Below are 22857 nucleotides of genomic sequence, written 5' to 3'. Positions count from 1 at the left end.
TCGATGACGTCGCCGAACGAGACACTCAAACGCGCCTACCTGACGATTGAACGATTGAAGGACCGGCTCGACGCGGTCGAGCGGGCCCGGTCCGAGCCGATCGCGGTCGTCGGTCTGGGGTGCCGGCTTCCCGGCGGCGCCGTGGACGGGGAGTCCTTCTGGGCGCTCCTGGAAAGCGGCGCCGACGTGGTGACCGAGATCCCGCCCGACCGGTGGGACGCCGACGCCTACTACGACCGGCGACCCCAGCAGCCCGGCAAGATGAGCGCCAAGTGGGGCGGCTTTCTCGATCGTGTCGACACCTTCGACCACGAGTTCTTCGGGATCTCCCGGCGTGAGGCCGTCGCCATGGACCCGCAGCAGCGGCTCACCCTTGAGGTGGCCTGGGAGGCGCTGGAGAACTCCGGCCGGGACCCGTCGAGCCTGGCCGGTCGGCCGGTCGGCGTGTTCATGGGCGTGAGCAGCTACGACTTCGCGGCACGCACCTTCCTGCGGGCAGGCGACATCACCGCGTACGCCAGCACCGGCACCGCGCACAGCGTGCTGACCGGCCGGCTGTCCTACGTACTCGATCTGCGGGGCCCCAGCGTCGCGGTCGACACCGCCTGCTCCTCGTCCCTGATGGCCGTGCACCTGGCCTGCCGCAGCCTGCGCACCGGCGAATGCGACCTCGCCCTGAGCGGCGGCGTCAACGTCATCATGTCCCCGCTGCCCAGCATCGCCTTCTCGCAGTTCCCCGGCATGGTCTCACCGGACGGGCGCTGCAAGGCCTTCGACGAGTCGGCCAACGGTTACGTGCGCAGCGAAGGCTGCGGCATCATCGTGCTGAAGCGGCTCTCCGACGCGATCCGGGACGGCGACACCGTGCTCGCCGTCATCCGCGGCGGCGCGGCCAACCAGGACGGGCGCAGCTCCGGCGTGACCGCGCCCAACGGTGACGCGCAGCGGCAGGTGCTGCGCAACGCGCTCGCGGCGAGCGGCGTCGAGGCGGGCGACGTCTCCTACATCGAGGCGCACGGGTCCGGAACCCGGCTCGGCGACCCGATCGAGGTCGAGGCCCTCGCCGACGTGTACGGCCGCCCCGACGGGCCACCGGTCTACCTCGGCTCGGCCAAGACGAACGTCGGCCACGCCGAGGCGGCGGCCGGGATCATCGGCCTGCTCAAAGTGATCCTCGCCCTGGACCGGGCCGTGATCCCCCCGAACGTGCACTTCACCCGCTTGAACCCGCACCTGTCCTTCGAGGGCACGACGTTCGCCGTCCCGACCGAGCCGACGCCGTGGCCCACGTCCCGGCGTGTCGCCGGCATCAGCGCCTTCGGCTTCAGCGGCACGAACGTCCACCTGATCGTCGAGGCCGCCCCGAATCACGCCTCCGGCACCGTCGAAGAGGCCCCGGACGAGCGGCGCCCGCTGTCCGTCCTGGCCATTTCGGCGAAGAGCGATCAAGCGCTGGCCGATCTCGCGGCCCGATACCGGGATCGGCTCACCGACGATGACGCCGCCTCGGCCGCCGATATCTGCTTTTCGGCGAACACCGGCCGGGCGCACCTCAGTCACCGGCTCGCCGCCGTCGGGGAGACGCGGCGGCAACTCGCCGAGCGGCTCGCCGACTTCGTGGACGGGCTGCCCGGGGACGAGCCCGTCACCGGAAGGGCGCGTACCGCCGACGTGGTCTTCCTGTTCCCGGGCGAGGATGTGGCGCGCACGGGGATGGCCGGTGACCTGTATCGGACGCAGCCGACCTTTCGTGCGGCGCTCGACAGGTGCGCGCAGGTCCTTCGGCCGCTGCTCGACCGGCCGCTGTGCTCGGTGCTGTATCCGGAGGACTCCCGGGACGCCGGCCTCGGCGACGATCCGGTCTACGCACTACCGGCTCTGTTCGCGGTGGAATACGCGTTGGCGGAGCTGTGGAGGTCGTGGGGGGTGGAGCCGTCGGCCGTGCTCGGCCACGGTTTCGGGGAGTACGTCGCCGCCTGCGTGGCGGGTGCGCTGACCCTGGAAGAGGCCCTCGCGCTCGCGGTCGAGCGCGGGCGGATCCTGGCGGCCCTGCCGAGCGGCGCGACTTCGCGACCGGCCGAGCCCATGCTCGACGCGTTCCGCCGTACCGCCGAAACGATCGAACCGGCCTGCCCGCGCATCCCCTTCGCCGCCAACGTCACCGGGCAGGTGTGGCCGTGGGACAAGCCCCTCGACGCCGACTACTGGTGCCGCCACATCCAAGAGCCGGTGCGCTTCGCCGACGGCGTGGCCGCTCTGGCCGAGCTCGGCTACCGGACCTTCCTTGAGCTGGGCCCCGACCCCGTACTGCTCGGCTCGGTCGGCGCGATCCTGCCGTCCGATCGCGACACGCTGCTGCTGCCCAGCCTGCGGCCCGGCCGGGAGGACTGGCGGGTCCTGCTGTCCAGTCTGTCCCGCCTGTACGTGAACGGCGTCGCCGTTGACTGGCGCGGCTTCGACCGCGACTACCGGCGCAGCCGGACGTCCGTTCCGGTGTACGCCTTCCAGCCGATCACCTGCCAGCCGGACATGCCACGCGACGACCAGGGCATCGGCGAGGCCGCCGCCGAGCCGCGCGATCCCGCCTTCGACGCCGGTTCCGCCGAGGACGACGACCTGCTGTACCGGCTCACCTGGCAGCGATCGGACCCGCCGCCCGCGGCCGCCGCCGGCCCGGACGGCGGGCCGTTCTGGCTGGTGTTCGCCGATGACGCGGGCGTGGGAGGCCGTCTCGTGGACACGCTGGCCGGGCGCGGCGCCCGATGCGTGCGCGTGGTTCCGGGAGACGCGTACCGGTTCGCCGGTGGCGGTGAGGCGGCGGTCCGCGCCGACGCGCCGGGGGACTTCGCCCGGCTGCTGGAGGAACTGCGGCTCGGGCCGGACCAGGACGTGCGCGTGGTGTACCTGTGGGCGCTCAACGACGCCGACTCCTTGCTGGAGGCGCAGCGTACGGGCCTGCTGGGCGCCGCGTACGCGGTGCGGGCGCTCGTCGGCGCGGGGCTTTCCGGCGCGGCGCGGCTGTGGCTGGTGACGCGGGGGGCCACCCGGCCGCGTGACCGGCTCGCCGCAGGCCAGGCCGCGCTGTGGGGCCTGGGCAGGTCCCTGCAGCAGGAGCACGCCGGAGTCTGGGGCGGCCTGATCGACCTCGACCCGGACGACGACACGGGCGACGACCCGGGCGACGACACGGGGACGACGACGGCGGCGCTGCTCGGCGAGATCGAGCACGACGACGGCGAGGACCAGGTCTCCTACCGGGACGGCGGCCGGTATGTCGCCCGCCTGGTGCGCGCCACCCCGCCGCCCCCGCCGGACGGCCCCATCTGGCGGCCGGACGCCAGCTACCTGATCACCGGCGGCTTCGGCGGCGTCGGGCTTGAGGTCGCCCGTTCCATGGTGGCCGCGGGGGCGCGGCGGCTCGTCCTCGTCGGGCGTACGCCGATCCCGCCCCGCGGCGAATGGGCGAACCTGCCCCCGGACGACCCGGCCGCCCGGCGCGTGACGGCGATCCGGGAACTCGAAGCGCTCGGCGCGAGCGTCATCACCGCGTCCCTCGACGTCGCCGACGAGGACGCGATGCGCGACTTCCTCGACCGTTTCGACCGGGAGGGCCACCCGCCGATCAGGGGCGTGGCGCACGTGGCGGGCACCGGCGAGATGTCCCCCCTGCCCGACCTTGAGCCGGACGCGCTGGAGCGGCAGCTTCGCCCGAAGGCGCTGGGCGCGTGGGTGCTGCACCGGCTGTTCGCCGAGCGGCCGCTCGACTTCTTCGTGTTGTTCTCCTCCACCGCGTCCGTGCTGAGCTCCCCGTTGGCCGCCGGATACGCGGCGGCCAACGCCTTCCTCGACGCGCTCGCCGACCTGCGTACGAGCAGCGGGCTCCCCGGGCTGTCCGTCAACTGGGGCATCTGGAGCGGCACCGGCATGGCGGCGCGTGAGAGCGGGACCATCCCCGGCGCCGCTCCGGCGCAGAGCCGGGGCATGGACGAACTGCGGCCGCCGCAGGCGCTGCGCGCGTTCCATCGCCTGCTGCGGTACGCCGAGCCGCAGGCGGCGGTCGTCCCGGTGGACTGGGCGGAGTGGGGCCGCCGCTACCAGGAGGTCTCCGGCTCCCGCCTGCTGGAGATCCTGCTGCGGTCGCCGGACGCCCCGACCGCGTCCGCAGGGACATCCACACCGGTACGCGGCGCGCTCGCCGGCCTGATCCCGGCCAGGGCGGAACTCCTCGCCGCGCCGCCCGCCGAGCGTGCCGAACTGCTCATCGCGGGGATGGTGCGGGGAGTCGCCGCGACGACGGGCGCGGTGTCGGCGGTGCAGCGCGACCGCCCGCTGATCAGCCTGGGCCTGGACTCGCTCATGGCGGTCGAGCTCCGCAACGCGGTCGAGAGCAGGCTGGGCGTGTCGCTGCCGCTGTCGGAGCTGCTGGCCGGGGCGACGGTGGAGACGCTGAGCGAGCACATCGTGCGACAACTCGCCGACGACCGGGCGGGACCGGGCGCGATCGAGCGCGTGACCCGCAAGGCGGACGTCACCGCCGAACTCCTCTCCCAACTGGACGAACTCACCGACGAGCAGGTTCGGGGGCTGACGTGACCCAGTTCGACGAGCGCGTGGCGGCGCTGTCACCGGAGAAACGGGCGCTGCTTGAGCGGCTCCTGCGCGAACGCGGGGAGGACGTGTTCCCCCTGTCGGTGGCGCAGCAGGGCATCTGGTTTCTGGAGCAGCTCCGGCCCGGCAACCCGGGCTATGTGGTGCGCGCGGCCGTACGGGTGCGTGGGGAACTCGACGTGCGGGTGCTCCGCGCCGCCGTCGAGGAGATCGTGCGCCGCCACGAGGCGCTGCGCACCGTCTTCCGGACGCGCGACGGCAAACCCGTCCAGGTGGTGCGGGACGGGCTCGCCCTCGACCTGCGGCAGCAGGAGGCGACCTGGTCCGGCGAGCAGGACCTGCCACGGCACGTCGCCGAGGCGCTAAAGGATCCGTTCGACCTGGCCGAGGGGCCGCTGCTGCGGCTGAGGCTGCTGCGGGTGTCGGCCCGGGAGCACGTGCTCGCGGTGGCGATGCACCACTTGATCTCCGACGGCTGGTCGGTGACGGTCTTCCTGGCCGAGCTGTCGGCCCTGTACGAGGCGTACGCCGCCGGACGGCCCTCGCCGCTGCCTCCGCTCGCCATCCAGTACGGCGACTTCGCAGTCTGGCAGCGGCGGCGCGACGACGAGAACCTGGCCACGGGCCTGGCCCGCTGGCGGCGCGAACTGGCCGGGGCGCCCGACGCGCTGCCGCTGCCGACCGACCGCCCGCGCCCGGCCGTCCAGGGGTTCAACGGCGCGTCCGTCGCCTTCGAACTGCCCGCCGAGGTCGTCCGCGACCTGGACCGCACGGCCAAGCAGCAGGGCGCGACCACCTACATGGCGCTGCTCGCGGTCTTCCACCTGCTCCTGCGCCGTTACAGCGGCGCGGACGACGTGGTGGTCGGCGTGCCGCTGGCGAACCGCGAACGCGCCGAGGTGGAGCCGCTGATCGGGTTCTTCGTCAACACCCTGCCGGTGCGGGCGCGCCTCGGCGGGAACCCGTCGTTTCGCACCGTTATCGACCGGGTCCGTCAGGCGTGCCTCGGCGCGTACGCGCACCAGGACATCCCATTCGAGAAGATCGTCGCCGACCTGCGTCTCGATCGGGACCTCAGCCGGCCGCCCATCTTTCAGACGGCCTTCTCCTATCAGAACGATCCGCTCTCGACCGTCACGGTGGCCGGGCTGGAACTCGACCGCATCCCGCTGCCCGCCGAGGGCGCACGCTTCGACCTGGAGGTGCAGTCGTTCGACCACGCCGGCGCGGTACGCGGCTGGTTCGAGTACGACCGGGACCTGTTCGACGAGCCGATCATCGCCCGCATGGCCGCCCACTTCCGCCGCCTCGCCGAACTGGTGGCGGCGTCGCCGGACACCCCCGTCGAGCGCCTCGACCTGCTCGATGACGACGAACGGCGGACCGCCCTGGCCGATGCCCGCGGACCGGTACGCGTGTGGCCCACCCCTGACCGGAACGCGGGCTGGGTGCACGAGCAGGTGGCGTGGTGGGCGCGGCACACGCCGGACGCGGTGGCGGTGCGTTTCGAGGGTGAGTCCCTTGGCTACGTGGAGCTGGACCGCCGGGCCGCCCGGCTGGCGCGGCGGCTGCGCCGGATGGGGGCGGGGCCCGGAACGCTGGTAGGGGTGGCGGTGCCGCGTTCCGCCGAGCTGGTGGTGAGTCTGCTCGCGGTGTTGAAGGCCGGTGCCGCCTATGTGCCGCTGGACACCGATCTGCCGCAGGCCCGGCTGGCGTACATGATCCAGGATGCCGCCGTGCAGGCCCTGCTCACCCGACGCGACGTGCTGAAACGCCTGCCGCCGACCGCCGCCGAACCGCTGTGCGTTGACGACCTCAACCTGGACGCGGACCTTGATGTGGACCCGGATGTGGTCGTGGACGGCGAGGACCTCGCGTACATGATCTACACGTCGGGCTCCACCGGGCGGCCCAAGGGCGTCATGAACGTCCACGCCGCCATCCGCAACCGCCTGCTGTGGATGCAGGACCAGTACCACCTGACCCCCGCCGACCGGGTACTGCAGAAGACCCCCGTCTCCTTCGACGTATCGGTCTGGGAGTTCTTCTGGCCCCTGATGACCGGCGCGACCCTGGTGGTCGCCAAGCCCGGCGGTCACCGCGACCCCCGCTACCTGATCGACCTGATCCGCCGCGAGCAGATCACCACCCTGCACTTCGTGCCCTCGATGCTCCAGGTCTTCCTCCGCGAGCCCGGCGTCGAGGAATGCACATCCCTGCGGCGGGTCATCTGCAGCGGCGAGGCGCTGTCCCGCGAGCTCCAGGAGCGCCTGTTCGCCCGATCGACCGCCGAACTGCACAACCTGTACGGCCCGACCGAGGCGGCCGTCGACGTCACGTACTGGCCCTGCCGCCGCGACGGCGACCCGCGCCCGGTGCCGATCGGCTTCCCCATCGCCAACACGCAGATCTACGTGCTGGACGAGCGCCTGCGCCCGGTCCCCAAGGGCGTCGCCGGAGAGCTGCACATCGGCGGCCGGAACCTGGCCCGCGGCTACCTCAACCGCCCGGACCTGACCGCCGACCGTTTCGTCCCGAACCCGTTCGGCGCCGGCGACCGCCTGTACCGCACCGGCGACCTCGCCCGGGTCCGCGAGGACGGCGCGATCGAGTACCTGGGACGCCTCGACCACCAGGTGAAACTCCGCGGATTCCGCATCGAACCCGGAGAGATCGAATCCGTGCTGACCTCCCACCCCCGGGTGAGCGAGGCCATCGTGGTCGCCCGCGAGCCACGCCCCGGCGACGTCCGCCTGGTCGCGTACCTCACCGGCGACGGCGAACCGCCCGACGTGGCCGACCTGCGCGATCACCTGCGCGAGCGGCTGCCCGAGTACATGGTCCCCGCGGCCTTCGTCGTCCTGCCCGAGCTTCCGTTGACCGCGAACGGCAAGGCCGACCGGGCGGCCCTGCCCGAGCCGGACCTCTCCCGCCCCGAGACCCGCACCGCGTTCGTGGCCCCGCGCGACGACCTGGAACGCGTGATCGCCGACATCTGGCGCGACGTGCTCGGCGTGGACCGGGTCGGGGTGCACGACAACTTCTTCGACCTCGGCGGGCACTCGCTGCTCATGCCCGAGCTCAAGGCGAGGCTCACCGAGACCGCCGGGCGGGAGGTGTCCCTGATCGAGCTGTTCCAGTACCCCACCGTCGGGGCGCTCGCCGGGGCCTTGACCGGCCCCGCCGCCGGTTCCGCGACAGGCGGGCGCGACCGCGCCGACCTGCGCCGTCGTTCCCAGGCACGCCGGCGGCCAACCCGCCGGTCAGGTGACGAGGGGTGAGCACCATGGCAGAGAACACAACCGACGACGTCCCGGAGGGCCCCGACCACATCGCGGTGATCGGCATGGCCGGCCGCTTCCCCGGGGCCCTGGACGTCGAGTCCCTGTGGGACGACCTCCTGCACGGCCGCGAGAACATCGCCGCGTTATCCGCGGCGGAGCTCGCCGAGGCCGGCGTCGCCCCCGAGCTGCTGGAACGGCCGGACTACGTCAAGGCCAAGGGCGTGCTCGACGGCGCCGACACGTTCGACGCCGCGTTCTTCGGCTACAGCCCACGCGAGGCCGAGATCATGGACCCGCAGCACCGGGTCTTCCTCGAATGCGTCTGGACGGCGCTGGAGTCGGCGGGCCACGACCCGCGGGCGTTCCAGGGCAGGATCGGCGTGTTCGCCGGGGCGAGCCTCAACTCCTACCTGCTGTTCAACGTGCTGGCGAACCGGGCGGTGGCCGAGTCGGCGGGCGCGTACCAGACCCTGCTCGCCAGCGACAAGGACTTCCTCGCCACCCGGGTCTCGTACAAGCTCGACCTGAGAGGCCCGAGCGTCACCGTGCAGACGGCCTGCTCCACCTCCCTCACGGCGGTGCATCTGGCCTGCCAGAGCCTCCTCAACGGCGAATGCGACATCGCGGTCGCCGGGGGCGTGTCGGTCAGCGTGCCGCTGAAGGACGGATACCTGTACCAGCAGGGCGGCATCCTGTCGCCGGACGGCCACTGCCGCCCGTTCGACGCCGCCGCGGGCGGCACCGTCGCGGGGAACGGCGTCGGCGTCGTCGTGCTGCGCCGCCTCGGCGAGGCGCTCGCGGACGGCGACCAGGTGGACGCGGTGATCCGCGGGTCGGCGATGAACAACGACGGCGCGGTCAAGGTCGGCTACACCGCGCCGGGCGTGGACGGGCAGGCCGAGGTGATCGCCGAGGCGATGGCGGTGGCCGGGGTCGAGCCCGGCACGATCGGCTACGTCGAGGCGCACGGGACCGGCACCGCGCTCGGCGACCCCATCGAGATCGCCGCGCTCACCCGGGCGTTCCGGGAGCGTACGTCCGAGGTGGGGTTCTGCGCGGTCGGCTCGGTGAAGTCGAACGTCGGCCACCTCGACGCCGCCGCCGGGGTCACCGCGTTGATCAAAGCGGTGCTGGTGGTCAAACACGGGATCATCCCGCCGACGGTCGGCTTCGAGCGGCCCAATCCGGAGCTGGCGCTGGAGACCAGCCCGTTCGTCATCGCGGCCGAGACACGGCCGTGGCCCGCGACGGCGTCGCCGCGCCGCGCCGGGGTGAGCTCGTTCGGCATCGGCGGCACGAACGTGCACGTGGTGCTGGAGGAACCGCCGGTCGGCACGCCGGGCGGGCCGGGCCGCCAGGTGCACGCGCTGCCGCTGTCCGCGCGCTCGCCGCAGGCGCTCGCGGAGAGCGCCGATCGGCTCGCCGATCATCTCGACCGCCATCCGGAGGCGGACCTCGGCGACGTCGCGTTCACGCTGGGGACCCGCCGCCGGGCGTTCGACTACCGGCGTACGGTCGTCGCCGGGACACCCGGCCAGGCCGTCGCGGCGTTGCGCGGGGTCACCGCGTCCGACGCCGTCGCCGCCGCCGACGGGGCCCCCGTGGCGTTCCTGTTCCCCGGCCAGGGCGCGCAGTACCCGGGCATGACCCGCGACCTGTACGAGCACGAGCCGTACTTCGCCGCCGAGTTCGATCACTGCGCCGAGCTGTTCGCCGAGCATCTCGGCGAGGACCTGCGCACCTTGGTGTTCCCCGCCGCGGACGACGCCGACGCCGCCGCGCGGCTCGCCCAGACCGCGTTCACCCAGCCGGTCATGTTCGCCGTCGAGTACGCCCTGGCGCGGCTGCTGTGCGAATGGGGCGTGCGGCCTCGGGCGATGGCCGGGCACAGCATCGGCGAGTACGCGGCGGCGTGCCTCGCCGGGGTGCTCTCGCTGCCGGACGCGGTGCGGGTGGTGGCCGCCCGGGGCCGGCTCGTCCAGGCGCGGCCCGGCGGCGCGATGCTCGCGGTCATGCTGCCGGAGGCCGAGACGACCGGCCTGCTCGGCGACGACCTGTGCCTCGCCGCCGTCAACTCCACCGCCATGTGCGTCGTCGCCGGGCCCGAACCGGCGATCGAGGACCTGCGCGTCCGGCTCACCGCCGCCGAGGTGGGGTGCAGTCGGCTGCACACCTCGCACGCCTTTCACAGCCCCGACATGGACGAGGCGGTCGCGCCGCTCGTGGAGGAGTTGCGCGCGGTGCGGCTCAACCCGCCGTCGATCCCGTTCGTGTCCAACGTGACCGGGACCTGGATCACCGACGAGGAGGCCACCGACCCGGCGTACTGGGGGCGGCAACTGCGTCGGCCGGTCCGGTTCGCCGACGCGATCGGCGAGCTGCTGCGCGAGTCCGGGCCGTTGCTGGAGGTCGGTCCCGGGCGGACCCTCGCCGGTTTCGTCCAGGCGCACCGGGATTGGACGCCGGAACGCGTGGTCGCGACCACTTTGCGCCATCCCCGGCAGCGTCAGGACGATCGTGAGGTCCTGCTGCAGGGCGTCGGCGCGTTGTGGAGTGCCGGGGCGAACGTCGACTGGGCCGCCTGCTACGCGGGCGAGGACCGTCGCCGCCTCCGCCTGCCCGGCTACCCGTTCCAGCGGCAGCGCTACTGGGTGACGCCCGACCCGGCCTCCTCCCACGGCCGATCCGCCGCGCCGGTACCCGCCGCGGGCCCGTCCTCCTCGGAGCCGACGGCGCGAACCGGCCCGTTCTACACCCCCACCTGGCGACGGCTGCCGCACGACGGCCGGACCACGCCCTGCTCCTCGCGCGTGGTGGTGCTCGGCGCGGACCTCGCCCTGGGCCGCGCGCTCGCGGAGTCGCTGGAGGCGCAGGGCGCCACCGTGGTCCGCGTACGCGCCGCCGCCGAGCTGCGCCGGGAAGGCGACCTGAGCTGGGCGATCGACCCCGCCGACCGTGCCCACTACGCCGCTGTGCTTGAGGAGACGGACGAGCCGGTACGGCTGGCGCACCTGTGGAGCCTCGCCACGGACCCGGCAGGCGACCTGGACGAACGGCTGGAAACCGGCACGCGGATGGCGTTCGACGGCCTGCTCGCGCTCGCCCAGGGGATCGGGGACGCGCGTCCGGCGCATCCGGTCGCCATCGACGTGCTCTGCCGAGGCGTGCACGAGGTGACCGGGGACGAGCCCGCGCAGCCGGAGAACGCCCTCCTGCTGGGCCCGGCTACGGTGATCCCGCAAGAGGTCGCCGACGTGACGTGCCGGACCCTGGACATCACCGGTGTAAATCCACACGATCCGGACGCCCAGGCCGTCACCGCCATCTCCGCGATGCTGCGGCGCGACGAAGGCCACGCCCCGGACGCGTCTGACGCGGCCTCGACCGGCTCGGCACCGCGCGATCTTGCCCTGCGCGGCCGGTACTGGTGGGCGCGAGGGTTCGAGCCGCTGTCACTCGCCCAAGGCGACGGCGTCCGGCTCCGGCCCGACGGCGTCTACCTCATCACCGGCGGGCTCGGCGGCGTGGGGCTCGCCCTCGCCGAGCACCTGGCGGAGGCCATCGCCGATCTGGGCGTGCCCGGGGCGGCCGGTCCGGTGCTGGCGCTGCTCGGCCGGTCGCCGTTCCCGGCGGAGGACACCTGGGACGACCTGCTGGACGCGCACCCCGAGCAGGACGCCGTCACCCGCCGCGTCCGACGCCTCGTACGGCTGCGCGAACGCGGCGTCCGTATCGTCACCCTCCAGGCCGACGTGGCCGACATCGCGGAGACGGCCAAGGCGGTGGCGGAACTGCGTGACCGGTTCGGCCCGGTCAACGGCGTCATTCACGCCGCCGGCGTCCCCTCGCGCGGCCTCATCATGGGCAAGTCCCGCGAGGACGCGGCGGCGGTGCTCGCCGCCAAGACGCGCGGCACCCTCGTCCTCGACCGCGTCTGCGCGGGCGACGACCTGGACTTCTTCCTGCTGTGCTCGTCCCGGGCCTCGGTCGTGGGCGGCCCGGGGCAGAGCGACTACGCGGCGGCCAACGCCTTCCTCGACGTGTTCGCCCGGTGGCGGCGGAGCCGTACCGGGGCGGTCGTCTCGGCGATCGGCTGGGACACCTGGCGCGGCGTCGGCATGGCCGCAGGCCTCGCCGCGGGCCTCGGTGGGGGCCTCGGCGGCGGGCGGGCGACGGGCCATCCGCTGCTGCACCGCCTCGTCGAGGAGACCGGCGACGCCCGCTCGTACGTCACCGAGTTCAGCACCGCCGACGACTGGATCGTGGACGAGCACCGGATCATGGGGCACGGCCTGGTGCCCGGGACCGCGTACCTGGAGCTCGTCCGCGCGGCGGTGGCGGAGCAGGCGGCCGGACGGGTCGTCGAGCTGCACGACGTGCTGTTCACGATGCCGTTGATCGTTCCGGACGGGCGTACTCGCGAGGTCGTCACCACCGTGCGGACGGATTCGGGGACCACCCGGTTCGCCGTACGCGGCCGGGCCGGGGACGGCGGCGACTGGCAGGAGCACGCGAGCGGCACGATCACGTTCCACGAGCGCGCCGCGACCGAGACCCGCCGCGACCTGGAGCAGGTGCGGCGCGAATGCGGCGTGACCGAGGTGATCGGGACCGAGGACGAGCTCAAACGCCGCCTCAAGCTGGACGTCGTCGAACGCGGCGAACGCATCCGGTTCGACTTCGGCCCGCGCTGGCGATGCCTGCGCGAGATCCAGGCCGGCGAGGGGCGGCTGTTCGTCACGTTGCGCCTCGACGACGCGTACCTGGGCGACCTCGACGAGTACGCGCTGCATCCGGCGCTGCTCGACGTGGCCGGTGCGGCGGCCCGCGTGCAGGGCGGCGACGTGTACTACCTGCCGCTCACCTACCGGCGGCTGCGGGTGCACGCCGGGCTGACGGCCACGGTCTTCGGCCGGGTCGAGCTGAAGGAGCGGCCCGGCGGCACCGGCGAGACCCTCACCTGCGACATCGACCTGTACGACCCCGACGGGCGGCTGCTCGTCGAGATCACCGGCTTCACGATCAAGCGGATCAACGACCTGGACGCGCTCGTCGGCCAGATCGAGCGGCTCGCCGCCGCCCCGGACGCCGAATCCGTCGCGGGGGGCGCGTTGCACGCGCTCAGCAGGGGCATGAGCGCGCGGGACTGCGTGGCGGCGTTCGCCCGCGTGCTCGCCGCGCCGGATGTGCCCGCGCACCTGCTGGTCTCGGGCGGTGACCTGGTGGTTTTGGAGCGGCTGGCGCGTTCGCTGACCCCGGCGCAGGTGATCCGGGAGGCCGAGCGCATCGCGCCGTCCGCGGACACGCATCCGCGGCCCGATCTCGCCACGCCGTACGTGGCTCCGGCGACCGACGAGGAGCAGGCGGTCGCGGAGATCTGGCGGGAGGTCCTGGGGCTCGACCGGGTCGGGCTGAACGACGACTTCTTCGCCCTCGGCGGCCACTCGCTCGCGGCCGTGCAGATCGGCTCGAAGCTCGCCGCCCGCTACGACGTACGGCTTGAGCTGCGGGACTTCTTCGACACCCCGACCGTCGCGGGCACGGTCGCCGCGCTCGCCAAGGCCGGGCGTACGGACGCGGACGACGACGACCCCATCCCCGTGCTGCGCCGCGAGCGGGACGACGGGGGCCACCTGGACGGCCTGGACGGTCTGGATGACCTCGATGACCTGGACATCGACGGACTGACCGACGCCGAGGTGGACGCCAGGCTGCGCGAACTACTCGCCGAGGAGTCAGGGCGACCGGAGGGAAACGACTGATGAGCGATTTTGACCTGGCGAGCCTGAGCGCGGCCGAGAAGCGGGCCATGCTCGCCGAACGGCTGCGCGAAAAACGACTCGCCCGCGAACGGCGGGCCCGGGAACGCCGCGAATCGGAACGTCCCCACCGCTTCCCCGCCTCCCACGCCCAACGCCGCCTGTGGTTTCTGCAGCGGTTCGCACCGGGGAGCGCGGCGTACAACGTGCCGAGCGCGGTGCGCGTGCACGGCCCGCTCGACCTCGACGCCTGGCGACGCGCCTGCGACGAGATCGTGCGGCGGCACGAGGCGCTGCGCACCACGTTCGAGACGGTCGATGGGGAGCCCGTGCAGGTGGTGGCCGCCGCGTCCCCGCCGGAGTTCGTGGTCGTCGAGTGCGGCCCGCTGACCGAGACGGAGATCCACGCGCTGGCACGCGAGGAGTTCGCCCGCCCGTTCGAGCTCAGCACCGGCCCGCTGTTCCGGGCGCGGTTTCTGCGCCTCGGCCCGGACGAGCACATCCTGCTGCTCACCGTGCACCACATCGTGGCCGACCTGTGGTCGATGGCGCTGGCCGTCCAGGAACTCGTCGCGCTGTACCGCGGCTTCGTCGAAGGCGTCGAGGTCGCCCTCCCCGAGCCGCCCGTCCAGTACGCCGACTACACCCTCTGGCAGCGCGAACGCCTCAGCGGCGAGAAGGCCGCGGCCCAGTTGGAGTACTGGAAGCGAACGCTGCGCGGCGCCCCACCCGCGCTGGAACTGCCCACCGGCCGCCCCCGGCCACCCGTGCAGACCTTCCACGGCTCGTCGCGGCCGTTCGGGCTGCCCGAACCGGTCGTCGCCGGCCTGCGTACGCTCGCCCAGAGCGAGGGGGCGACGCCGTTCATGGCGCTGCTCGCCGCCTACCAGGTGCTGCTGCACCGCTACACCGGCCAGGACGACATCGTGGTCGGCGTCCCGGTCGCCAACCGCGCACGGCCCGAGATCGAGCGTGTGATCGGCTTCTTCGTCAACACGCTCGCCCTGCGTACCGACCTGTCGGGGCGGCCCACGTTCCGTGAGCTGCTGCGGCGGGTACGGCAGGCCTGCCTGGGCGCTTTCGCCAATCAGGAGGTGCCGTTCGAGCGCCTCGTGGAGGAGCTGCACCCGCGCCGGGACCTGTCCCGCTCCCCGATCTTCCAGGTCTCCTTCATCTACCAGAACATCCCGCTCCCCGAGTTCGAGGTCGCCGGGCTGCGGCTGGAGCCGATGTACGTGGAGAGCACCACGGCGCGCTTCGACCTGGAGCTTCAGGTTTTCGAACGCGCGGACGGGCTGAGCGGCTGGTTCGAGTACAACACCGACGTCCTGGACGCGGCCACGGTCGAGGGGCTCGCCCGGAACCTCGGGCAACTCGTCGAGAACCTGATCGCCGAGCCGGACCGCCCGATCGGCCGGGTGCCGATCCTCACCGAGGACCAGGAACTGCGGCTCGCCGAGGAGGGAAACCAGACCGAACGCCGCTGGCGGGACCCGGCCGCGGCACACCGGCGCTTCACCGAGCAGGCCCGGCGGCGACCGCAGGCCCCGGCGCTGCGCCACGGAGACGAGATCGTTCGGTACGGCGAGCTGAACGACCGCGCCACCCGCCTGGCCCATCGGCTGCGCCGCCTCGGCGTCGGCCCGGAAACCCTGGTGGGTATCTGCGCCGAACGCTCGCCCCGCATGGTGGTGGCGCTGCTCGCGGTGCTCAAGGCCGGCGGCGCCTATCTGCCGCTCGACCCGGCCTTCCCGCCCGAGCGCCTCGCCTACATGATCGAGGACTCCGGGCTGGAGGTCCTGCTCACCGAACGCGACGTGCTGAGCCGCCTCGCCTTGGGCGACGCTCCCGTCACCCACACCATCCGCCTGGATGAGCGCGACGAGCAGGAGGTTGTGGGATCGCTCGACGAGAGCGTCGATCTTGACGACCTCGCGTATGTGATCTACACCTCCGGGTCCACCGGCAGGCCGAAGGGCGTGCAGATCACGCATCGGGCCCTCGCCAACTTCCTGTCGGCGATGCGGGAGCGTCCCGGCATCGGCCCGGATGACACGTTGCTGGCCGTGACGACCCTGTCGTTCGACATCGCCGCGCTGGAGATCCTGCTGCCGCTGACCGAGGGCGCCTGTGTCGTCCTCGCCGACGGCGCGACCGCGGCGGACGGCGCGCTGCTGGCCGACCTGCTGGCGACCAGCGGCGCCACGATGATGCAGGCCACACCCTCGACGTGGCGCATGCTGCTGGACGCGGGCTGGACCGGCGGCGCGGGCCTGCGGGCCCTCGCCGGCGGCGAGGCGTTGCCGCCGGAACTCGCGCAGCGGCTTCTCGGCGTCGGCGTACGCCTGTGGAACATGTACGGCCCGACCGAGACCACGATCTGGTCGTCGGTGGCGCGCGTCGGCCCCGGGCCGATCCGGCTGGGCGAGCCCATCGCCAACACCCGGCTCTACGTTCTCGACGAGGCGGGCCGCCTCACCCCGCCCGGCGTACCCGGCGAACTGCACATCGGCGGCGCCGGTCTGGCCCGCGGCTACCTGAACCGGCCCGATCTGACCGCCGACCGGTTCATCCCCGACCCGTGGCGGCCCGGGGCCCGGCTGTACCGCACCGGCGACCTGGTACGGCGTACGGTGGACGGCGGCATCGAGTTCCTTGGCCGGCTCGACCACCAGGTCAAGCTGCGTGGCTTCCGCATCGAACTCGGCGAGATCGAAACCCTCCTGCGAAGCCAGAAGGAGGTCGCGGACGCGGTCGCCGCCGTCCGCGAAGACACCCCGGGCGATCAACGCCTGGTCGCCTACGTCGTTCCGGCGGCAGCGGAGGGGGAGGATTCGTCGTCGGAGGTCGGCGCGGGCGAAGCCGAGCGGTGGGTCGAGCGACTCGATCAGTGGCGCCGAGTGTGGGACGCCGCCTATGACGCGGTCGGCGCGTTCGTCGGCGAGGGAGCGAGCGGGAACGGAGTCGATCCCGGCTTCGACACCCGGGGGTGGATCAGCAGTTACACCGGTCGGGCGATACCCGCAGAGGAGATGCGGGAGTGGGTGGACCACACCGTCGGGCTCGTGCTCGCCCGGCGACCCCGTTCGGTGCTCGATGTGGGGTGCGGTACCGGGCTGGTCCTCTCCCGGGTGGCCCCGCACTGTGCGCGGTACTGGGGGACCGACGTCTCCGAGGTCGCGCTGGCCAGGCTGAACGCCCTCGGGGTGGGGGCGCCTCGCGACGGTGAGAGCCGAGAGCGGGAGCTGTTCGCGTGCGCGGCCGACAGGCTGGACGAGCTGCCCGAGCAGCGGTTCGACGTCGTGCTGCTCAACTCGGTGGTGCAGTACTTCCCCGACGAGGAGTACCTGCTGGCGGCGCTGGAGTGCGCGCTGCGGCGGGTGGCCTCCGGCGGCGTCGTGATCGTCGGCGACGTGCGCAGCCTGCCGCTCCTTGACGCCTTCCACGCGTCGGTGCTGCGGGCGACGGATCCGGGGCTTTCCGGCGAGCGGCTGTGGAGCCAGGCCCGCCATCGGGCCGGGCAGGACGAGGAGTTGGTCATCGACCCGCGGCTGTTCACCGCGCTTCCGGCCCGGTTCCCGGAGATCACCGACGTCGCGGTGGCTCCCCGGGCAGGCCGCCATCACAACGAGATGACCGTTTTCCGGTACGACGTGCTGCTCACGGTGGCCGGGGAGCAGGTCGCCGCCTCGGAATGCGACTGGCTCGGCTGGGATGACGGCTGGTCCTTGGCGCTGCTGGGCGAACGGCTGTCCGGCGTACGGCCGGAGCTGCTCGCCTTGAGCGAGGTGCCGAACGCCCGGGTACGGCGCATGCTCGGTGAGCCGGGCGGCGTGGACCCCGAGGAACTGCGGGGCATCGCCGACGCGAACGGATACTCGCTGTCCCTGGACTGGTCGGCGCACGGACCCGACGGCCGCTTCGACGCCGTGCTGCGCCGGATCGACGGCGGACCTCCGGGGGCGGCATCGCGGCGTATCGGCGAGCCTTCGCCGAGGCCGGTGCCTCGGCGTACCAGCGAACCTCCGCCGCCACGGTGGGCGGACTACGTGAACGGGGCCGGGCTGCGGCGGATCCGGCGGCTGGTGCCGCGGCTGCGTGCGAAGCTGCGCGAGCAACTGCCCGACTACATGGTGCCCTCGTCGTTCGTGTTCCTGGACGCCCTGCCGCTCACCCCGAACGGCAAGATCGACCGCGCGGCGCTGCCCGCGCCCGACGGCGGCCGGGAGCAGACGCGGGCGGTGTACGTCGCCCCGCGCACCCCCGTGGAGGAGGTGCTCGCCGCCATCTGGGCGGAGACCCTCGGAGTCGAACGGGTCGGCGTCGACGACGACTTCTTCGACCTGGGCGGCCATTCGCTGCTGAGCACCAGGGTCGTCGCCCGGATCCGGGAGATCTTCCAGGTGGAGGTCCCGCTGCACCGCCTGTTCGGCGAGCCGACCGTGGCCGGGCTGGCGCGGACCCTGTTGGCGGACGCGGCATCGCGTGCGCTGGTCGAACGCACCGCCGAGCTGGTGATCAAGCTCGGTGAGCTGTCCGACGACGAGGTGGCCGACGCCCTCGGCGAGCCCGGCGGCGCGGGCGTCCTCGGAGGTGCCCGATGACCGACGCGAAAGGGCTGCGGCTGTCGCGGCGGCGGCTGGACCTGCTGGAGAAGCTGCTGCGCGAGGAGGGTTTCGAGCGTGCGCCGGCCCGGACCGTGCCCCCTCGCCCGGATCCGGACGCCCCCGTTCCGCTGACGTTTCCGCAGCGGCGGATCTGGTTTCTGGACCGGCTCGCCGGGCGCACGTCCGCCTACGTCATCTCGGCGGCGCTGCGGGTGCGCGGGCCGTTCAGCCCGGAGACGTTCACCCGCGCCTGCCAGGAGGTCGTGCGCCGCCACGAGACGCTCCGCACGGTGTTCTTCGAGGCGGGCGGCCACCCGTACCAGCGGGTCCGCGCGGACCTGACGGCCGACGTCCGGGTCGTCGATCTGCGCGGGCGTACGGCGGAGCGGGCGGAGGACGAGATCATGCGGCGGGAGGCCGAGCTGGTCGAGCGGCCCTTCGACCTGACGACCGGCCCGCTGCTGCGCGTCGAGGTGCTGCGTCTCGCGGACCAGGACACCGCGCTGCTGCTCACCATGCACCACCTGGTCGGCGACCGGTGGTCGATGGGCGTGTTGATGCGCGAGCTCACCGGCCTGTACGGCGCGTACGCGGCCGGGGCGCCGACGGGGCTGCCGGAGCTGCCGATCCAGTACGGCGACTTCGCCGCTTGGCAGCAGAACTCTCAGGTCGCGGACGCCTGGGCGGAGGACATCGCCTACTGGACCCGGCAACTCGCCGGCGCGCCCGTCGATGCGGGACTGGCCGTCGGACGCCCGCGCCCCAAGGAGAAGACCTACCGGGGCTCCTCCGTGCCCGTCGAACTGCCGCCGTCGCTGGTCGCGCGGCTGCGTGAGCTGGCCGGGCAGGAGGGGGCCACGCTGTTCATGGTGCTGGCCGCGGCGGTCAAGATCCTGATTCAGCGGCTGGGCGGCGGCACCGACGTGGTCATCGGCACGCCGATCGCGGGCCGTACGTCGGTGGAGTTGGAGCCGCTGATCGGCCTGTTCGTCAACACGCTCGCGCTGCGCACGGATCTGGGCGGCGATCCGTCGTTCCGGGAGCTGCTGCGCCGCGTCGCCGCCGTGTGCCTCAAGGCGTACCAGCACCAGAACGTGCCCTTCGACAAGCTGGTCGAGGCGCTGCCGCTGGAACGCTCGCTCGCGCTCACGCCGGTGTTCCAGGTCTTGCTCTCGTACCAAAATGTCCCGTTCCCCTCCTGGGACCACGGGGCGGTCACGATCGAGCCGATTCCGCTGGAGGCGCCCAAGGCCGAGTTCGACCTGCTCTTCGACCTGTTCGAGGACGGGGACGCCAGGGCGGGGGGCTCGATCTGGGGGCGGCTGGAGTACAGCACCGACCTGTTCACCTCCGACGACGCCCGGCGGATCGCCCGCGCGCTGGTCGAGGTGCTGCGCACGGTGGCCGAGGACCCCGATCGCCGGATCGGCGAGCTGCCGATCGCCGACGAGGCGGAGTGCGTGGTACGCGGCCCCGCACGTCGCTGGTGTGATGATGAGGTGAGCCCCGAAACGGGCCCGGGGCCGGTCTGGGCGCACGAGTACGTGGCCTGGTGGGCGCGGCGTACGCCGGATGCCGTGGCGGTGCGGTTCGACGGCGAGTCCCTCGGCTACGCGGAGCTGGAACGGCGGGCCGAGCTGCTGGCCCGGCGGTTGCGCCGTGCCGGGGTGGGGCCGGGCACGCTGGTACGGGTGCCGCCGGGCCGTACGGCCGACGCGGTCGTGCGGCTGATCGCCGTGCTGAAGGCGGGAGCCGTCCATGTCGCGCCGGACTTCGCCGGTGACGCGGCTCCGGACGACGCGGTGTTCGACTTGGGGCTCGACATAGGGCTCGATGGCGTGCTCGACTCGGCCGATGAGGACGACCTTGGCGGCGGCCCCGGCGTGACCGTGACCGGGGAGGACCTGGCGTGCGTCGTCGGCGACTCGGAGTACACGCACGAGGAGCTGCGCAACCTGCTGCTGTGGATGCGGGACGAGTACCGCGTCACGTCGGCCGACCGGGTGCTGGGCAACGCGCCGCTCACCGCCGACGCGTCCCTGTGGGAGACGCTCCTGCCGCTGGTCGCCGGGGCGACGCTGGTCGTGGCCGGTGACGGCGGCGGTGCCACCCACGGCGACGCGTTCGGCGACCGTCGCCTCGTCGAGCTGATCCGCCGCGAGAAGATCACGACGGCGCACTTCCTGCCGTCGCGGCTCGCGGCCCTGCTGCGCGAGCCGGGCCTGGAACGCTGCCTGAGCCTCAAGCGGGTGATCTGCGGCGGCGAGCCGCTGCCCGCCGAGGTCCGCGACCGGTTCTTCACCCGCAGCCGCGCCCGGCTGCACACCCTGTACGGCTCCTGGGCGGCGTGGACGTGCACGCGAGACCGCACCCCCGGTCCCGTGCCGATCGGCACGCCGATCGCCAACACCACGGTGTACGTGCTGGACGAGCGGCTCCGGCCGGTCCCGGCGGGCATGGCGGGCCAGGTGCACGTCGTCGTCCGGCGGCGCACAACGCCCCAGGGCGCGCGAGGGACCCGGGGGGATCGCGGCGACCGCCTCGTCCCCAACCCGTTCGACCCGGGGACCATGCTGTATCGGACCGGCGACCTGGGCCGCGTCCGCGACGACGGCGTCCTCGAATACCTCGGACGCCTCGACCGGCATGTACGGCTGCGCGGCTTCCTCGCCCACTTGGGCGACATCGAGGCGGCCCTGCTGGGGCACGAGCGGGTCAACGAGGCGTTCGTCGTCGTGCGCCGCCGTGGCCCGGTCGCGTACGTGACCGGCGACGCGCCGCCTGACGCCGCCGAGCTCACCGCGTACCTGCGGGAACGGCTGCCGGACTACATGATCCCCGTGGCGTTCGTGGTGCTGCCCGCCCCGCCGCGTACGAGGAACGGCAAGGTCGATCTGGCCGCGCTGCCGGACGTGGAACTCGCCACGGGCGGGCCGAAGAACACGTTCGTGGCGCCCCGCGACGACCTGGAGCGCGGCATCGCCGAGATCTGGCGGGACATCCTCGGCGTCGAGCGGGTCGGCGTGCACGACGACTTCTTCCAGCTCGGCGGCCACTCGCTGCTGGCGACCAGGCTCGCCGCGCGGATCGCCGCAGAGCACGGCGTGGAGTTCCCGCTCCGGAAGCTGTTCGACAACCCGACCGTCGCGGGAATCGCGGCCGGTCTCGCCGAAGCGGGGGCCGGCGCACGGCAGGTCGCGGACCCGATCCACGTGGTGGATCGCAGCAGGCCGCTCCCGCTGTCCTTCGCGCAGGAACGGCTGCTCGTCCACCATCCGGTCCCCGCCGACGACGCCCACCACAACGTGCCGACGGCGCTCGTCCTCACCGGCCGCCTCGACCAGCCGGCCCTCCGCCGCGCCCTCGACGCGCTCGTACGACGGCACGAGACGCTACGGACCCGCTTCGTCACCACATCATCTGGTTGGTCCCAGATCGTCGATGCCCACGGTTCGTGGCCGCTCTCCGTGGTCGATGTCCGAGACGCCGATCCGGGGGATGCCGATGCGAGGGTGCGCGCGATCGTCGACGCGGAGAGCCGTCGGCCCTTCGCGATCGACGCCGAGCATCTCGTGCGGGGCACGCTCATCGTGACCGCCGCTGATCAGGCCGTGCTCGTGCTCGTCATGCACCACCTGGTCACCGACAACTGGTCCTACGGCGTGCTCGTCCGCGATCTGTGCGAGCTGTACATGTCCGAGGCGCTCGGGCGCGAGCCGCGACTGCCGGAGCTGCCGGTGGGGTTCGCGGACGTCGTGGCGTGGCAACGGCGGCGGCTCGCCACCGGAGCGGCCGACGAGCAGGTGGACTACTGGCGGAGACGGCTTTCCGGATTGCCCGCCGTACCGGCGCTCGCGGCCCCCGACGACTTCGCCACCGGCCCGGATCCCGCAGGAGACGAGCCGATCACCGGTTACCGCCGCTCCTTCATCCTGGACGCGGACGTGACCGATGCCCTCAACGAGCTGGCGAGGGCATCGGGCGCGACATTGTTCATGGTGCTGGTGGCGGCGTACGGCGTGCTGCTGGCGGAGGCGTTGGGACGCGACGAGGCGATCGTGGCGTTCCCGGAGGCGGGCCGCGAACGGCCGGAGACGGCCAACCTGGTCGGCTACCTCGTCAACGACCTGGTGGTGCGCGTGGACGTCTCCGGCGCTCCCGCCTTCGGTGAGCTGATCAAACGGGTCCGCGAGGACACGCTCGACGCGCACGACCGCCGTGGCGTCCCGCTGTGGTCGGTGGACGGGGTCATGAGCGAGGGCTCCGACCCGTTCCGCCACCGGTTCAACCTGCTGAACGCCCCGATACCCGCGGTTGACCTGCCCGAATTGCACGCGGAGCCGCTGAAGCGAGCCGGCGACTACGTCTTCTCCGAGGTCACAGCCGACATCCGGCCCGGCGAGGCCGATCTGGCGCTGATCATGCGTGAGCACGCCGGCCGGCTGCGCGGCATGTGGCTGTGGGACCCCGGCCGCGTCGATCCCAAGGCAGTGGCGGGCCTGATACGCCGCTGGCCCCACCTGGTCGCCGCGCTCGCGACCGACCCCGACCGCCCGGTGACCGACGCGTACAGGTCGCCGGCCGGGAGGAACGGCTGAC

General features: G+C 73.0%; 5 protein-coding genes. All 5 read left to right on the top strand.

Going from position 1 to position 22857, the window contains the following annotated elements; translation table 11 throughout:
* The first annotated feature begins 3 nt into the window (after window positions 1-3).
* From AB0K60_RS28430 to AB0K60_RS28410, 5 genes are read left to right on the top strand one after another with little or no spacing between them, the layout of a single operon-like run.
* Entirely contained in the window at window positions 4-4593 is a 4590-nt protein-coding gene (locus AB0K60_RS28430; protein WP_364061605.1) for a type I polyketide synthase, read from the top strand.
* Window positions 4590-7889 (top strand): amino acid adenylation domain-containing protein, encoded by a 3300-nt coding sequence (locus tag AB0K60_RS28425; RefSeq protein ID WP_364061602.1) that lies wholly within the window; start codon window positions 4590-4592, stop codon window positions 7887-7889. The genes AB0K60_RS28430 and AB0K60_RS28425 overlap by 4 nt, the downstream gene beginning before the upstream one ends.
* Before the next feature lie 5 nt (window positions 7890-7894).
* Entirely contained in the window at window positions 7895-13654 is a 5760-nt protein-coding gene (locus tag AB0K60_RS28420; RefSeq protein WP_364061599.1) for an SDR family NAD(P)-dependent oxidoreductase, read from the top strand.
* A complete protein-coding gene (locus AB0K60_RS28415) occupies window positions 13654-18255 on the top strand; it encodes an amino acid adenylation domain-containing protein (RefSeq protein WP_364061596.1) in 4602 nt (1533 codons plus the stop codon). The genes AB0K60_RS28420 and AB0K60_RS28415 overlap by 1 nt, the downstream gene beginning before the upstream one ends.
* Window positions 18252-22856: a condensation domain-containing protein gene (locus AB0K60_RS28410; protein ID WP_364061593.1), complete on the top strand. Its 4605-nt coding sequence runs from the start codon at window positions 18252-18254 to the stop codon at window positions 22854-22856. The genes AB0K60_RS28415 and AB0K60_RS28410 overlap by 4 nt, the downstream gene beginning before the upstream one ends.
* Window position 22857 lies beyond the last annotated feature (1 nt).

Origin of the sequence: Thermopolyspora sp. NPDC052614 (assembly GCF_040678635.1) — a bacterium.
In the GTDB taxonomy this organism is placed as follows: domain Bacteria; phylum Actinomycetota; class Actinomycetes; order Streptosporangiales; family Streptosporangiaceae; genus Thermopolyspora.
The sequence above is the reverse complement of the archived record's forward strand: the minus strand, read 5'-3'. Positions and strand labels throughout refer to the sequence as shown.